Source organism: Psychrobacter piscatorii, assembly GCF_001444505.1.
In the GTDB taxonomy this organism is placed as follows: Bacteria; Pseudomonadota; Gammaproteobacteria; order Pseudomonadales; family Moraxellaceae; genus Psychrobacter; species Psychrobacter piscatorii_B.
The window spans coordinates 17431-33504 of record NZ_LNDJ01000085.1 but is presented as its reverse complement, the minus strand read 5'-3'; the positions used below and the strand labels follow the sequence as shown (position 1 = coordinate 33504).

Annotated in this window: 11 protein-coding genes; 2 read left to right on the top strand and 9 right to left on the bottom strand. The window is 44.1% G+C overall.

Going from position 1 to position 16074, the window contains the following annotated elements; genetic code table 11:
• Positions 1–346 precede the first annotated feature (346 nt).
• Positions 347–1741 (top strand): alpha/beta hydrolase, encoded by a 1395-nt coding sequence (locus tag AS194_RS09295; protein WP_058025236.1) that lies wholly within the window; start codon positions 347–349, stop codon positions 1739–1741.
• Positions 1742–1758: 17 nt separating this feature from the next.
• On the opposite strand, the gene AS194_RS09290 is transcribed toward AS194_RS09295, so the two are convergent.
• The 8 genes from AS194_RS09290 to fmt form a co-directional block, all read right to left on the bottom strand.
• Positions 1759–2895 (bottom strand): metallophosphoesterase, encoded by a 1137-nt coding sequence (locus AS194_RS09290; RefSeq protein ID WP_058025235.1) that lies wholly within the window; start codon positions 2893–2895, stop codon positions 1759–1761.
• Positions 2896–2981: 86 nt separating this feature from the next.
• The gene (locus AS194_RS09285) at positions 2982–3953 is read right to left on the bottom strand and encodes an epimerase (RefSeq protein WP_058025234.1); all 972 of its coding nucleotides are present in this window, start codon (positions 3951–3953) and stop codon (positions 2982–2984) included.
• A gap of 327 nt (positions 3954–4280) precedes the next feature.
• A complete protein-coding gene (locus AS194_RS09280) occupies positions 4281–4910 on the bottom strand; it encodes an L-threonylcarbamoyladenylate synthase (protein WP_058025233.1) in 630 nt (209 codons plus the stop codon).
• 123 nt (positions 4911–5033) lie between these two features.
• Positions 5034–6284 carry a DNA-processing protein DprA gene (gene dprA, locus AS194_RS09275; protein ID WP_058025232.1) on the bottom strand — a complete coding sequence of 417 codons (1251 nt, stop codon included), beginning with the start codon at positions 6282–6284 and terminating at the stop codon, positions 5034–5036.
• Between the two features lie 53 nt (positions 6285–6337).
• Entirely contained in the window at positions 6338–7447 is a 1110-nt protein-coding gene (locus tag AS194_RS09270; RefSeq protein WP_058025231.1) for a LysM peptidoglycan-binding domain-containing protein, read from the bottom strand.
• 324 nt (positions 7448–7771) lie between these two features.
• Positions 7772–9193 carry a threonine synthase gene (gene thrC, locus AS194_RS09265; protein ID WP_058025230.1) on the bottom strand — a complete coding sequence of 474 codons (1422 nt, stop codon included), beginning with the start codon at positions 9191–9193 and terminating at the stop codon, positions 7772–7774.
• Positions 9194–9239: 46 nt separating this feature from the next.
• Positions 9240–10838, bottom strand: a complete 1599-nt coding sequence (locus AS194_RS09260; protein WP_058025229.1) for a transcription antitermination factor NusB — start codon at positions 10836–10838, stop codon at positions 9240–9242.
• 80 nt (positions 10839–10918) lie between these two features.
• On the bottom strand, positions 10919–12007 hold the full coding sequence (fmt, locus tag AS194_RS09255) for a methionyl-tRNA formyltransferase (protein WP_058025228.1): 1089 nt from the start codon (positions 12005–12007) through the stop codon (positions 10919–10921).
• Positions 12008–12321: 314 nt separating this feature from the next.
• Between fmt and AS194_RS09250 the strand changes: the two genes are divergently transcribed.
• Positions 12322–15186: a response regulator gene (locus tag AS194_RS09250; protein ID WP_058025227.1), complete on the top strand. Its 2865-nt coding sequence runs from the start codon at positions 12322–12324 to the stop codon at positions 15184–15186.
• Between the two features lie 196 nt (positions 15187–15382).
• Here the strand turns inward: AS194_RS09250 and AS194_RS09245 are convergent, their stop codons facing one another.
• Positions 15383–16057, bottom strand: coding sequence for a riboflavin synthase (locus AS194_RS09245; protein WP_058025226.1), 675 nt, complete (start codon positions 16055–16057; stop codon positions 15383–15385).
• Positions 16058–16074 lie beyond the last annotated feature (17 nt).

Genomic DNA, 16074 nt, shown 5'->3' with positions numbered 1-16074 from the left:
TTTTTTTTATTAATACGCTCTAATAGCTGCTTGATAAAGGTAGTAAGTATAAATTTCAAGCCTAAAGTAAAGGAATTTTTCGCATTTACGACAAATATGGTTAGATCTTTCTTTAAAACAAGTACTCAGAATTTTTTCTCTGTGTCAACTGGTCTCAATATACGTTAACAAAACGTACAAAAAACCGTCAATTACTCTAAATAGGTTACCGTTGCTACCCACGCCATTACTAAATAACACCCTGTTTTACGCACTACTGCCTTATTATTGCTACAAATATTATTCCTTATCTTAAAGTGTACGCTGGTGTAACAGTAAACACCCAAAAACAGTTATGAGAGATATTATGTCTAATTCAACAGTATCATCAATCAATACCTTACTGAATAAAACATTGATGGCGCTGCATTTGGCGTCGAACGATGAGATGGTTGGTGAAGTGAAAGACAACGGGGTACAAAAAAAGCGTTTGAGCGTCAAAGAAAAAATGCTCAGTTATAACCCAATGACACATTGCCAACCACACACTCTGCACTATGCGATGAAAGGTCTTGGCTATCTACCAACACCAGTATTAGAAGGTTTGATTGGTTACTTAAAAGGGCCTCACTCAAAACAATATCTGCACGCCAATGCTCATTTGCGCCTGATCCTCGCGGTGAATAGTCATCTTAAGACGCCATTAGAGCTGACGCCCATGCATGAACTCCGTGAAAGGTTTGCTGCGGATGCGGTGGCGATGCAAGCACCAAGCGTATGGCACCAAGCAGGTGGCAGTATGCTAAGTAACATCAAACCTTTTATCAAAAAGGGTAAAACACCTGTCAATTGGGAAGATAAAACCATAGCCAACGCAGATGATGGCGATATGACCATTCGCTGCTATCAGGCAGGTACCAAGAGTATTGGCGCTAAAAAAAGACGTGCTCATAACCCTGACCAAACAGCCATGTTGTTTTTTCATGGTGGTGGGTTTTGTATCGGTAATGTCGATACACATCACGAGTTCTGTCACGCAGTCTGTGAGCAGACTGGTTGGCCCGTGATCAGTGTGGATTATCGCTTAGCTCCTGAGTGTCCTGCACCCGCTGCGTTAAAAGACTGTATCACCGCTTATGCTTGGTTGGCTGAGCATTGCCATACCTTAGGTGCCTTACCGTCACGCATCGTTCTTGCAGGCGATAGCGCAGGTGGTGGCCTTTCTACCTTGATTGCACAGCAACTCACCGCACCAAACGAAAACGCTTGGTTAGATTTGGGTGCAGATGGTCAGAAAATGTTTGATCTATTAAAGAAGCTACCTGCGCCGCTAGCACAGATGCCGCTGTATCCTGTGACTGATATCGAGACAGATTATCCGAGTTGGGAGCTGTATGGTGAAGGCCTGCTATTGGATCACGCTGATGTGGCAGTATTTGATGCCGCTTGTCTTGAGAATAGTCCATTGCCACGCATACATATACTCAATTCGCCAATGCTTGGTGATAACAGCAAAGTATGTCCCACCTATATCATCGCCGCTGAACTCGATGTATTGCGTGATGAGGCATTTGCTTATGCCAAACAGCTAAAGAGTTATAAAGTCCCTGTTGAGACCCATACTGTGCTGGGCGCACCGCACGGCTTTATTCATTTTATGAGCGTGCATCAAAAACTTGGGCAGGAAACAAAAAATATTATTCATGGTTTTGGCGGCTTCGTCCGTGATGTTATTAGTACAAGATCGCGGCTCGTGGCATAGCGGTTAGCTGGAACTAGCTATTTATTAGTATGACCAGAAACGGTAATTAACCAAATCTCTGAACGTGAGCCCAATCGAAACGGAATACCCCAAAAGCCATAACCCGAGGACACCACAAAATGTCCTCTGCCAATGGCCTCATACCCATAGCCTAATCGGTTGATGGCGCTCACGATAAAGTTGGCGGGGAATACTTGTCCATTGTGAGTGTGTCCTGATACCTGTAGATCGATTGGCAACTGGCTGTGCTCATCAATATCGCTTGGTCTATGATCCAGCAGTATCACTGGCTGTGAAGTATCGACGTTCGCGAGCAGGTCAGTTGTCGCGACACGCTGGCGTTTATGATTATCAAAACGTCCAACCAGCCATATAGGCTGACCCTCATGTTCGATACCAAACACGTCATCATTTAATAAATGTACGCCTGCATCGACTAACGCTTGGCTGATTGGCTGTTCGTGCCCATACAAATCATGATTACCCAATGTTGCATAGACGCCGTATGGCAGGCTACTGCATAGCTCAGCTAAGTTTTTCGCCATATTATAGCTATTAAATGCGTCTGTATTGTCATCCATGATATCGCCTGGCATAAGCAGCATATCAGCCTGCGAGTCAATCATTAGACGGTTCAACCTATCTATCGCTGCTACGCCAAATAGTCGTCCTAGATGCAGGTCACTCGCGACCGCTATGCGCAGTGGTTTAGCGAGCGGTTTGTTGATACTAATGGACAGCTTACGTACGACTGGCACATAAGCACTATATAATGCGAAACCGAACAACCCTAAGAATATCACCAATGCAAGCGCTCGTAGGCCAATAAAAATCATATTAGATTCATATGACGAGGCGCCTAAGAGTGATGTTACTAGCCAGTATCCACCATAGAATAGGCTTATCAGCAATGCCGTGAGCAGCATAAAATGCATAACCAACATCCAACCGCTAACCCAGCGGTAGCTATTGGCAAATACTCTTTTGATACTTAATATCAACAATCCATTAGTAATAATAAATATAGCAGACCATATAGCGATCTGAAGCGTTGGCGTGATCCAAGGCTGTAACCACCACTGTAAGCTTAGAGCAGCGCCCGCACTAAACAGCTGCAAGAGCAAAAAAATGGTGATGAAAAATGCGTAACGCATGGATTGCCCTTAGACAGAAATACAATCTAGTGAATTTTAATACAAGCAGACCTTCTTATGTTTCACATGAAACAATCATGATGTAACTACTTCTGATCCTCTAATGCTTGTTTGAGTGTCACGTGCTTGAATGTGTAACCTGCATCTGATAGCGCTTGTGGCAGCACCTTTTGACCATCTATTAGTAGCGTCGACATCTCACCAAACATGAGCTTGAGTAAAAACTCTGGCAAGGTAAAAAGTGTCGGCCGATGTAACCATGAGCCAAGCGTTTTAGTAAAAGTATGGTTACTCACAGGATTGGGCGCCGTGAGATTATAGACAAAGGCTGGCGTATCACTTCTTGTCTCTATGACATTATCGTTATTTGAAACTCTTTGTTTATGACCAAATTGACTGAAAAGATGCTGCTCAATAATAAAAATCGCCGCCCCCACCCAATCGTCACGGCTAATCCAGCTCATAATTTGTTGACCACCACCCAACTGCCCGCCAACGCCAAACTTAAATGGCAATAGTAATTTTGCCACCATACCACCTTCAGGATGTATCACAACGCCTGTTCGTACAATAGCGACAGGGACATCGTAATCAGTCGCTTTGAGCGCCAAGCTCTCCCACTCCTCACATAAGCGATGGGCAAAGTCTGTCTCAAAACTGCTGTGTTCAGTTAATGGCTTATCACCTTGCGTGCCGTACCAACCGATTGCTGAGCCGCTGACTACTAGTTTTGGCTTTGTTGCAGTACGTTCGATGTAGCTTAATATCGATTGAGTAGGCTTAATACGACTGGCTATTAATTGCTCTTTGCGCTCATCGCTCCAACGCGCGTCAGCAATACCTGCGCCAGCTAAGTTCATTATGACATCAAAGCTCATGTCAGACTTTTTAAGCTCGTCATAAGTCATCATATTAATGTCATCAGGATGAGCTTGATTGCTATCTCTGGTCAGCCAAGTAATCATCACCTCTTTACCTTGTGTGCGATACCGTTCGATTAACTCTTGGCTAAATGCACTACCCAAAAACCCTGAGCCACCACTAATTAAAACCTTCATACCCTACTCCCTATGTGCATCAAATATCGCAGCGATGACCTATTGCTGAAAGATTCATCGCTCAATAAAAATCAGCTCCTTTTAACTATCGTCTACTTTTTTGTCGTTTTTATCAAAATAACTTTTACATACTTTTAGTAAAGCAACGGGAACTAAGGAAACGGGTTTAGCGATAGCTAGCGCTGAGACGGTATATTTTGCTATGGCTACAGAACCATAACTATAGTAACCTTCAGCTAGTGAAATATGGTTTATCGATGGCGACAGCACAAAAAAGACAGTACAAAAGACTAGGCTATAATGGTATGAAAGGTCGTTTATTGCCTACTAACGAATGACTGAGCCTGTCGTTGCATCACGGATTTGGCTGGGTAAGATATAACCTAGAGTATCAGCCTGAAAATAGCCAATCTGCTCACCGAAATAACCATAGGCAGTGTCAAAGGTGCTAGCAGGCGCTTGACCTGACGGGTTGCAGCTAGTCGAAACAATGAAGCCAAATGGGTTATTTGCGCTGACCATCTGTTGGCACAGTTCTCGTATGATAGGATGGGCGATGACCCTGACTGCAATGGTCTGATGCTCACCCATTATCCATGAGGGCATCGTGGTCGAAAGTGTCTGAGGAATGGGTAATAACCAAGTATGCGCTTGGCGATTGTGTAGCTCGCCGTCATTAACATCTGACTGCCAGCTATCGATAATTTGATGGCGCTGGGCATTATTTAAAGGGGCTAGTAGAGGTGACAAACGCTCTACGCTATCGGTAATGACGATCATGCCTTTGGCTTGCGGACGTTGTTTAATATCCAAGATACGCTGCACAGCGGCTTTGTTATAAGGGTCGCAACCAATACCCCAAACGCTTTCTGTTGGGTATGCAAGTAGCTTTGCTTCTTTAAGCCAGTTTGCAGCTTGTGTGGCAGAGTCAGTGACAAAAGGTATAGATTGGCTCATAGCTTACATGATTCATGCTGGAATAGAGACACTAATAATAGCACAAGAGACAGTCTGACTAAGGTAGCGATATTTAGAACCCATTCTACTTATTCTTATGTGGCAGTTAGGAGTATCGATACGCTATACACGTAAATAGCGTCCGCCTTGCACACTGATGACGCCCATTAGTTCAAGTTCCATCAGCTGTCCAATCAGTTGTGACGGCGCAAGCTGAGTGGCAATAACAAGCGCATCTAAATCCTGTCCATGCCAATCGAGCTGCTCATAAACCTGTGTTAAGTGATCAGGAACAACGATCGCGCTACGAGGGGATTTTATATGAGAAGATTCTGGCTGACTGACCATTGTGACAGAGTTTCTCTTTACATTTGATGCGACAGATGACTGAGTGACCTCCACTTGGTGGCTATCAGCGCTTATAATATCTGTTGGTCTATACGAGCGCTTGCCATAATCAAGCTGACCATTGACGTCCTCTAACACCTGCTGAGGATGATAAATCAGCGTTGCGCCTTCACGTATCAGATGATGACAACCCTCGGCATTGCTATTATCAATATGACTTGGAATGGCAAAGACTTGTTTGCCTTGCTCAGAGGTTAAACGGGCGGTAATGAGCGAGCCACTTTTGATCGTCGCTTCGGTCACAATCGTGGCTAGACTCAGCCCAGCAACCAGACGGTTACGGCGCGGAAAGGTATGTTTGTGCGGCTGAGTATGCGGTAGTAGCTCACTAATAATGCAGCCACCTTGCTCGATGATTTGAGCAAATAATTGGTCACGATGATTGGGATAATTCACATCAATCCCTGTCCCCATCACGCCGATAGTACGACCTTGATAGTCAAGATCAGTCTGCGCCAAAGCTCCTAGATGAGCCCGTTTGTCCACGCCTATTGCCAGACCACTGGTAATGACATACCCTGCCTGTGCCAGATATTGCGCCATATCGAACGTGATTTTTTGGGCATGGGCTGTTGGTTTTCGGCTGCCCACGATAGCAATTTGAGCTTGATGCAGGCGCGCGCTATTTCCTCGAAAGAACAATAATGGCGGCGGATCATAAATATGAAGAAGCTGAGCAGGATAGTCGGGCTGACCGGCAAACAATAAACCATAGCGCCCATCCAAAAGCGCTTGCTGTATCTTATCAATAGCAGCACGTGTTTGCTCTGGCTGCTCATGGCGTTTGAGATGGGTATGATGAAGTCCTAACTGCTTCCAAGCGCCTACTGTAGCCTGCCAAGCAAGCTGCGCATCACCATAAGTCGTTATGAGCTTATGATAAGCAGACAATGATGCATTCACCTCATACCATAGCCCCAATATGGCGCGCTGATTATCAGATAGGGGCTTAGTGACTGCCGTCATGGTCGTCTGTCTCGCAATCAAGCTAGTGGCACGCTCTAAAGAGCCTGATACATTTATAAATAAGGAGGCGGTAATAGTTGGTCGCCAACATTGAGTGGTAGTTCAGAGTCAAGTACGTAAGCATAGCTGATGTTGTCAAAGGTATTAAACACCATCACCATACCGCTTGGCTCATTTGGCAAGCGTACCGGCATGTCATTGTCTCTTACGTCCCTGACCAGCGGGCCTTTTTGATAAACGGTCAGTACATCACCTGGTTTGGCACCATGCAAGCTGCCTAAATTGATCGCTACCACGCTGCCTTTAGCGGCAGAGCTGATTGAGTCCATCACCCGCACAATCATACCACCACGACTGACGTTGGCAGGCGTTGGATAAAAGACAGGTGGAATAGCGTTGTCCAACTCTACAAACACGCGATCGCCTTCACGTACTTCTTTGTCGTAGCTGTCCGTCAGCTGCAGGCTAGTGACGCCATTGGTTTCTGTGGATGTTACTAGGCCAGTCGCGACTTGTGTGACTTCTAGGCCGATAACCTCTTGAGTTTTGGGATCCACATATAGGTCACCCTCACGGTATACCCCGTAGCGCTGACCCACGATAAGCGGGACACCTTTGGCATAGACTTTATCCCCGCTTGCGGTGATTAGATTGCGGTTTTTGGATGCCAAAATATACGGTGTGGTATTGAAATCTTCTGGATTTACAATGAGGGTTTTATCCAGCCAATGCTGAATAGCAGACCATGGTACAGGCGGGATACTATTAGCAGTCGAGGTGATCGCGACGGTGCTGGCAACCACATTACCTGTTAGCTGCTTTTCGATACCTGCACAGCCCTCGCCAGTATCAACCCCCACCAAAGTCTTGCCCTGAATGACACACAGAATAAGAATATCATCAGGATAAATAAGGTTTGGATTTTTGATTTGCTTGTTGGTGGCCCAAATCTCTTTCCAGCGCCATGGACTGTCGAGGTAGCGACCTGAGATATCCCATAGCGTATCGCCTTTTTTAACGATATAGCGATTGGGTGCATCTGCTTTTATGGTAGGTGGTGGATTATTGGCGTGGGCTGTGGTCATCAACATGGCACTGCTAAATGTCGTAACTAATAATCCTTTTACCAGTGCTTTTGCTGTCTTTTTTAAGCTCATCTTCATTGTTATATCCACAATAGGTACCACTGTTTCGGTCACAATAAACCACACTCGTTTTTTACCAAATCTATAAATTATTTTATAAAAATAACTTAGATTATCAGTAGTTTATAGGTGATTTTATCATAACAACGATAGGGCAGCTGTTCAGTATAATTGGCTAGAAATATTCCAAAAAAAGCGTCTAGCAACATAATGACTCGCCGACGCTGTTTCTAATACTACAATTATCTATACCATAACACAATCATAAACACTTTATTACAATGGTGTAACTTTTATACAAACGCTTCTATCTATAGAAGATGAACTCAAAACGTTTATCGCTTATGCTGGATTTGGTTCAACATGTTGACGAATTTGCTTCGCAACCAATTCAGCTTTGTTCTCTAGTACAGTCACATGTTGTGGCAGGCTCTCTAAACCTTCCGTGTGAGCCGGACGCTCGATGTCGATTTGCCCTACTGCTTCAATAATAGTGTCAGCAAATTTAACAGGCAATGCGGTCTCTGCACAGATAATGACTTCGCCTTCACGCTGTAGCTCTTTGGCAACCTTGATACCGTCAGCCGTATGTGGATCGACAAGTTCGCCATGCTGTTCATACAATGCTTTGATCGTGTTTAAGCGATCGCTATGGGTTGATTTGCCAGCAGCAAAGCCATAACGCGTATTGACCGCCTCCATCAAATCAGACAAGTCAAAGCCTTGACCTGATTTTACACCGTCAAATAACTCATGAACGCGTGCGCTGTCTTTATCCAGCAATAGGTAAACAAAACGTTCAAAGTTTGAGGCTTTTGAGATATCCATTGATGGACTTGAAGTGACATAGGTTTTTTCAGTGGGACGTGGCTGATACGCTCCTTGATTGAAAAAGTCATTGAGTACGTCGTTTTCGTTGGTGGCGACGATCAAACGCTCAACGGGCAGACCCATTTCACGAGCGATGTGACCGGCACAAATATTACCAAAATTACCTGAAGGCACGCTAAAGCTGACTTTTTCATCATTGCTTGTCGTCACCGCAAAATAGGCTTTAAAGTAATAAACGATCTGCGCGAGGATGCGACCCCAGTTGATAGAGTTGACCGTGCCCAAGTCATACTGAGCTTTAAAGTCAGCATCTTGTTGCAGCGCTTTGACGATATCCTGACAATCATCAAACATACCATCGATCGCGATATTATGAATATTATCGTCGGTCAAGCTGTACATTTGCGCCCGCTGAAACTCGCTCATTTTGCCATGCGGTGACAACATAAAGACTTCGACGTTTTCTTTACCGCGCAATGCGTATTCCGCCGCGCTGCCCGTATCGCCACTGGTTGCACCAATAATGGTGATACGTGCCTCTTTTCTTTTGAGGACGTATTCAAAGGCATTACCCAAGAACTGCATAGCCACGTCTTTGAATGCCAGCGTTGGGCCGTTTGATAATCCTAAAATGTATAAGTTGTCTTCGAGCTTGCGGACAGGAACAATGTCATCAGAGCCAAATATATCAGCCGTATAAGTGCGTTCAATAATGTCTTTTAGATCCGCATAAGGAATGTCTGTAGCAAAGCGCTGCATAATCGCCATTGCAAGCTGTGGATAGCTCAGCGTACGCCACTCATCAAGAACAGCGCCGTCAACGGTTGGGTAATGCTCAGGCAGCATCAAACCACCGTCTGGCGCAAGGCCCATTAATAGCACATCACTAAAGTCCATCGGTGCTGTCTGACCACGAGTACTGATATATTTCATTAGATTGTCCTGTCTACAATAATGTTATTCAATAGTTAAAAGCGGTTTATTCAGCAGTCTTTTGCAATAACGCATAATAAAAACCATCGCCACTCTCGCTATCGATTGGCAAGCATTGGCGACCAATCGTTTGCGCGATACCCCAATTGCAAGCCTCGGTAAACTCAATCACTGCCGCATCATTATGATGAGTGATAAAGTCCTGCATTTGCTCGACGTTTTCTTGCTTTAAGATAGAGCACGTGACATACAGCAAATAACCACCAGCTTTCAATTGTGGCCATAAGTTATGCAAGATATCTGCTTGTAGCAGTGTCGTTTGCTCGATGTCTTCTTCGGTACGCAAAATACTAATATCAGGATGACGACGAATCACGCCCGTCGCGGTACAAGGAGAATCCAACAATATTGCATCGAATACTGGCTCATTAGTAGCCGCCTTTTTGTTTTTGCCATGCTGCCATCTGGTGGCATCAGCGCAGACAACGTTAAGGGCGATATTTTTTTCAGCTTGCTCTAAGTCTTGCTGTTTTAGATTAAGACGCTGTAGATTGTCATAGATGCGTTCGATGCGCGGTGCTTCATTATCGATAGCCGTCAGCTTGAGTTTAGAAGCTAAAGGCTTTGCTTCCGCATCATCTTGTTTCACGTGAAACAACGATGAAGAGTCATTTGAGCTGAGTAACTCCAACCAGTGGGCAAGCTTGCCACCAGGCGCCGCGCAAGCATCTAAAATATGTATCTCGTTATTGGTATTTTCCGTATCAGATTTTTCAGCGTTGAGCTTTGCCATTAACGCTTTATTGATGATAGGTGCCGCAAGCTGAGCATGCATATCTTGCACGCTGGCAATGCCTTCGGAAAAATGAGGCAAAGCATTGACAGCGGTAGTCTGATGCAGTCTTAAGCCTTTGGTCGATAGTATTGTAGTAGTCTCTGACGAGTTTGCTACGTTAAAACCAGTCGTTAGCTCAACGATATCTGCATCAATTTCTGCGCCATACAGCGACTGTTGATAATCCTCTACTGAAGTAACTGCAGAGTTGACTCGCAAAAACATCGGTGCCACTTGGCGTAAGCCTTGGGTCAGCGCATCGTACTGCTCACTCCAATCTTGCTTAAGCTGATAGGCAAGCCAATTCGGTAAGCTGTGTTTTTTATCGCACTTTTTACGAAATTTACTCGGGTTCTTAGCGACTTTGCGCAAAATAGCATTGATTAAGCCTGTCGCATGAGCAAATTCAATCTCTTTTGCTGCTTCGACCGTTTCATGAATTGCGGCATGATCTGCCACTTCCAAATACAGTAACTGCACCAAACCCACTTGAATCGTAGTACGAACCTCGACCTCATCAATAGGATTGTCCGCTAACGTGTCGAGCAATCGTGCAAGGGCATGCCATTGGCGTAACGTTGTGAGCAGCAAGGCATGCGCAAAACCTTTATCACCGTCATGTAGACTGTTTAGTAATGGATCAAGGACACTTGAGAGCGACTGACCATTTTGAATAGCAAGCAAGGTGCGAATCACGCGAACGCGAACGCTGCCATTCATGATTAGATTGCTTGATGGCTTGAGCTTGTTGTTTCTAGGTGCATTATTTCTAGGTGCATTTTTTTTAGACGCGCTATTGGTTTGTCTCATGAAGTTGTAGTTCCTTGACGTATGATTGATCGCGTCTTGTGCTAGTAGGGTTAAATGTCGTTAAAGCTATTTAGATGAAGCTATTTTAATTCTGCTGTGAATTTATCACCGTCGTTTAGCTGATTACCATGACAAAGCTGTTCCGCGGTCATCGGCTTACCACCAGCAAACTGTAATTTAGTTATCGCCAATGTGTTGCTGAGTTGTGCGTCATGAGCGGCTTTATCATTTGGTTGTTCAACCTCTTGACCGCAAGCCACCAAAATTGCCTTGCGCCCGACACTCACGACTGTACCCGCAGGCTTATCTGTTTTTTGTGTGGTATTGATGGGTAGTGCAGCGAGTATTTTGACACGCTGCCCTTCTAGAAAAGTATAAGCGCCTGGCCACGGGGTCAATCCACGAATTTGACGCTCGATGGTAGCAGCAGGTTGTGTCCAGTCAACCTCACCTTCAGTTTTTACGAGCTTTTCGGCATAATTTGCCTGACTGTCATCCTGGGCAACGGCCTGTGCTTGGTAATGTAATAACTCTTTTAATACTGTAGCGATAGCCGTCGCACCAAGCGCTGCCATCTTATCATGTAGGCTCGCTGCCGTCTCATCAGGCTCTATACTAGCGCTCACCTTATAGAGCATATCACCAGTATCAAGCCCTTTATCCATCTGCATGATGGTGATACCTGTCTCATCATCACCTGCTAATAATGCACGATGAATAGGTGCTGCACCGCGCCAACGTGGCAACAATGAGGCATGAATATTTAGACAACCATGCGTGGGTGTGGTCAATACACCGATAGGCAAAATCAGACCGTAAGCGGCGACAATCATAAGATCTGGCTGATACGTACGCAACGTCTGTCGTGCTGCCATGCCCTCTGTGCTGGATTTTTTGAAGGTGACTGGCTGCTCTACCGCAATATCGTTCGCTAATGCCACTTCTTTGACAGCAGAGGCTGATAGCTTTTGGCCGCGTCCTGCTTTGCGATCTGGCTGGGTATATACCGCGACAATATCGATATTAAGTGCGTCTTGCTGGCGAATGAGCGCTTCTAGACTAATGGCAGCAAACTCAGGCGTGCCTGCAAATACCACCCTTAGTCGCTCGGTAGATAGTTTATTATTGTTTATAGATGTATTAGACAGATCAAAAGTGGCAGTAGTCATAGTCTTGCATTATATAAGGTTAATTTGCCCATTATAGGTGAGTTTACGACGTTGTGCCATAATTGTGGTAGTCTCAATCCAGTATGACTAATGACGCTTTTTGCCTTTATAATATAAAAAGTGTCATTGCTCTAGTTATCGACCTTTTTATAGAATAAAAATACTTCTTCAGCAATACTCTATAAATAACACACTATTATTCTGCTATAGATAATAAAAAGGTATCAGTACCAAGGTTTTAAATAAATCAATTACTATAAGAAACGTTGATGATTTCACTATATGTTTTTGTGTCGATATAGGGCCATGCTCTCATGCAACAGTTTAAGTCCTTACAGCGATTATTGATCTTCTATGCATCGACCTTGCTGGTCATGCTATTGCTGTACTATGTCACGTTTTTTGATGGGTTGAGACATCATAGCGAACAACACAGTATAGATACTTTTCATGCATTACAGTACAGTATTACTGAGCATGCCGCGCCTATCGATGTAGAAATAGAAAAAATCCTAAAACAGCCTGCTTTTGACCATATCAGTTATCAGCTTATTTTGATGATGCCATCTGGGCAAACCTATATCCATCGTAAGACTCGACCTCATGAATCAGCTTTTACGACAGTAACGTTTCCAACAGTCAATGCCGCCACTTTTTCTAAGGACAATCAAAGTGCTTATACAGTCAGTAGTAGTGCTTTAACAGGAACGATAAAGCTCGAAAGTGGTCATCAGGTTTATATTGTGTTGCGCTATGAGCCTTTGACTGTCGAATGGACCTCGTACCGTTATTGGCTACCATTAACGGTGGCTCTGATACTATTTTTTATTGCTTTATTTTATATGCTCCACCGTCGAACCAACTGGGAGCAGCTAATAGCTTACACTGATAATTTGAGTGTTCATGCAAAAGAGTCTTATACGCCGCCGCCCTTTTTACAAGAAAAGTCCACCACTGAGTTTTTGCTGCTAGGTCATGCACTGAGCCGCGTCAGTTATCAGCTACACAACGACTATCGACGTATCAAAACATTAAATCATCGTTTGGAGCGCTTGGTTGATCAGGCACCACTGCCAATGCTGATGAGCTTACGTCATGGTCAGATTAGTTTCTATAACCAACGCTTTGAAACAATATTTACACCTTCTACCAAAAACGGACACAGGCATATAATCACTGATTTCGTCATGGGCAAAGACGAGGCTACTCAGCACATACTTCAAACGCTAGCTGGTTTACAAGTCTCGCGTACATTGATCGTCTATGGAATACAAAACAAACAAAACTACCAGTTGCATGCCACTCCATGGTTCGGTGAGCATGGACAAGTTCATGGTTTTACGGTAATGCTTAATGATATCAATGAGCTGGTTAATCAGAACGAGCAGTTGCAACAGCAAAATAAACAGCTACAGCAAAAGGTTGATGAGTTCAATAAACTTAGGTTTGTCATCGGTCATAAGTTGCGCATACCGCTAGAAGCTATGATCGATATCCTTGAGCCAATCGATCCGAACACATTGAATGCAAGACAAAACAAAACATTAGATACTTTGATTACCACCAGTCAGAACATGCTCACCGCACTCAACGAGACGCTACATATAGGAAATATCGAGGTTAGAAAAACCCGCCTTAATATTGAGCCCGTCGATATTTATAAGCTTGGTCAGGAAGTTAATGAGCTAATCATAAATGATACGAGGCAAAGAGGGCTTGAGCTGATTTACTTTTTTGCCCCAGACTGTCCACGCTCTATTGGTACTGATGACGTGCGCCTCCGGCAGATTTTGCTGAATCTACTGCATAATGCCGTAAAATTCACCCCCTCCGGACATGTCGCACTTATTATAGAACAAACTGACTACGAGCAAATGTCAGAGGCTAACAAAGAGGCATTACAGTCTATCAATAAAAACCTTACCGCAGATGCAGTGAGTTGCTGGGTGCGCTTTAGTGTGCAGGACACTGGTATCGGTATCACATCTGCCAAACAGCATCAGCTCTTGTCGTACTTAAATAAACCCCATAGCCAAGATATCAACCCAGTAGCGCAAAATGCTATCGATGCAGGGTTGGGACTGAAAAACGTCAATAGCTTTGCGCGATTACTAGGCGGCTTTATAGAACTAACCAGTACCGTGAATGAAGGTAGCGTGTTCAACCTTTATTTGCCTTGCCGACGCCCAAACTATCAGTCGGTATATCATCCTAGTCAGCACCTAAATCATATTTGCCTAATCGCGGTCGTCCACCAGCCGCTTGTCGCGCAACATTTACAGCGGCTTTGTGAGCACTTAGCGATATCTAGCACTATTTATACTGCTGTAGACCTAGCGACTATAGAGCAATTAACAGAACGCCTAAGTCAAGATCAGCAAAGCTTGGCACCCATACTTCTACTAGATTATGAGTACTATGATACCAGCGCGATCTTAGTTGGTAATAAGCCCGATACTGACAGCTCAGCGAAATATCAAAACTCATTATCACAAGAGCAGGCTGACCTCACAAAACCCCATTTAACGCACAGCAATCACATAGTCACTAGCATCGATAGACGGCAGGCATTAAATAGCCTACTCGCTAATACATCCTTACCTAAAATACTATTTAGTATGAAATCTGAGCGCCGTATACCCTCTATGTTACTCGATCAATGTGATGGCTTTTTGGCAAAACCTTTAGATAGTGCGCTATTACTTTCTGAAATCCTGCGCTTGACAATGCCAGCTAGAAAAAAGCTAACACAAACACAAGATATTAAAGAGAACATTAGCGAGACAACTGCTCAAGAAGAAAGTTCGCAGCCATTATCACCCCTTATCTTAGTGGTGGAAGATAGCCCAACCAATCAAAAAATAGCCTGCAAAATGCTGAGTAAACTTGGCTATCGAAGTATCGTTGCAGAAGATGGTCAGCAAGCGCTTGATATATTAGCCAGCCAGCGTGAAGAGATCTCCCTGATTTTGATGGACTGCCGGATGCCAGTCATGGACGGTCTACAAGCTACTCAGGCAATCCGCGCACAAGGCGACGATATACCTATTGTCGCACTAACGGCGAATAATACAGAAGAGGATCGCAAGGCGTGCATGCAAGTGGGAATGGATGAGTTTTTATCCAAGCCTATCCGTAAAAAGGATCTAGACACCGTTCTACAAAGCTTTATACCCTAAACGTTAATAAAAAAATCACCCTCTCAACATTATAGTTGATCCACTATAAGAGCGGTACAAGGCAACCGAGTGCAGATGTATATGTCATACTTCAAGCGAGGTTAACGGTATAACGCTTTTATAGTGGATTGACTATACTTTGATTTCGTAATATGGACAGGGTGAATATCTAAACAGGTAAGTACAGCCTCAAACGTTATTTCATAAAGCCATTATCTGCTAAAAAAGCTTCTGTAATTTGGCTTTGAGGATTTGCAGTATTCATACCACCAGATTGTGATTTATTTAGCAAACGCTCCAAATAGCGTGCAACGATATCCACCTCGATATTGACTTTGTTACCCACCAACCAATGCTTAGCGATATTGGTCACTTGAGCGGTATGCGGGATAATATTTAAAGAAACGATATTGTCACGTACCAGATTGGTAGTCAAACTAATCCCATCTACCGTGATAGAACCTTTGGTCGCTGTATAGTGCGCCAACTCTTGTGGTATCTCAATCTCAATATAAATAGAACGTGCGTCTTGCTGTAGTTTACTGACGACGCCTACCCCATCCACGTGACCGGCAACAATATGGCCACCAAAACGAGTCGTTGGTAGCATCGCTTTTTCTAAATTGACCGTATGACCTGCTTTTAATGCTTCTAGCGCTGTTCGAGCAATAGTTTCACGTGAAACATCAACAGAGTAATGGTTATTACCTAGCTCTACAACAGTCAAACAGATACCGTTCGATGCAATAGAATCACCGAGCTTTACGTCGCTAAAATCTAGGTCGTTAGACTCTATTGTTAAGCGTATATCACCGCCCGTTGGTTGCATCGATTTTACGGTTCCAACGCTTTCTATAATTCCAGTAAACATATCATCCTCATCTCGTT

Coding starts and splice junctions, on each gene's coding strand:
- AS194_RS09290 (WP_058025235.1), bottom strand. CDS start 2,895: ATGCGTTACGCATTTTTCATCACCATTTTTTTGCTCTTGCAGCTGTTT.
- dprA (WP_058025232.1), bottom strand. CDS start 6,284: ATGACGGCAGTCACTAAGCCCCTATCTGATAATCAGCGCGCCATATTG.
- AS194_RS09260 (WP_058025229.1), bottom strand. CDS start 10,838: ATGAGACAAACCAATAGCGCGTCTAAAAAAAATGCACCTAGAAATAAT.
- AS194_RS09270 (WP_058025231.1), bottom strand. CDS start 7,447: ATGAAGATGAGCTTAAAAAAGACAGCAAAAGCACTGGTAAAAGGATTA.
- thrC (WP_058025230.1), bottom strand. CDS start 9,193: ATGAAATATATCAGTACTCGTGGTCAGACAGCACCGATGGACTTTAGT.
- fmt (WP_058025228.1), bottom strand. CDS start 12,007: ATGACTACTGCCACTTTTGATCTGTCTAATACATCTATAAACAATAAT.
- AS194_RS09250 (WP_058025227.1), top strand. CDS start 12,322: ATGCAACAGTTTAAGTCCTTACAGCGATTATTGATCTTCTATGCATCG.
- AS194_RS09295 (WP_058025236.1), top strand. CDS start 347: ATGTCTAATTCAACAGTATCATCAATCAATACCTTACTGAATAAAACA.
- AS194_RS09245 (WP_058025226.1), bottom strand. CDS start 16,057: ATGTTTACTGGAATTATAGAAAGCGTTGGAACCGTAAAATCGATGCAA.
- AS194_RS09280 (WP_058025233.1), bottom strand. CDS start 4,910: ATGAGCCAATCTATACCTTTTGTCACTGACTCTGCCACACAAGCTGCA.
- AS194_RS09285 (WP_058025234.1), bottom strand. CDS start 3,953: ATGAAGGTTTTAATTAGTGGTGGCTCAGGGTTTTTGGGTAGTGCATTT.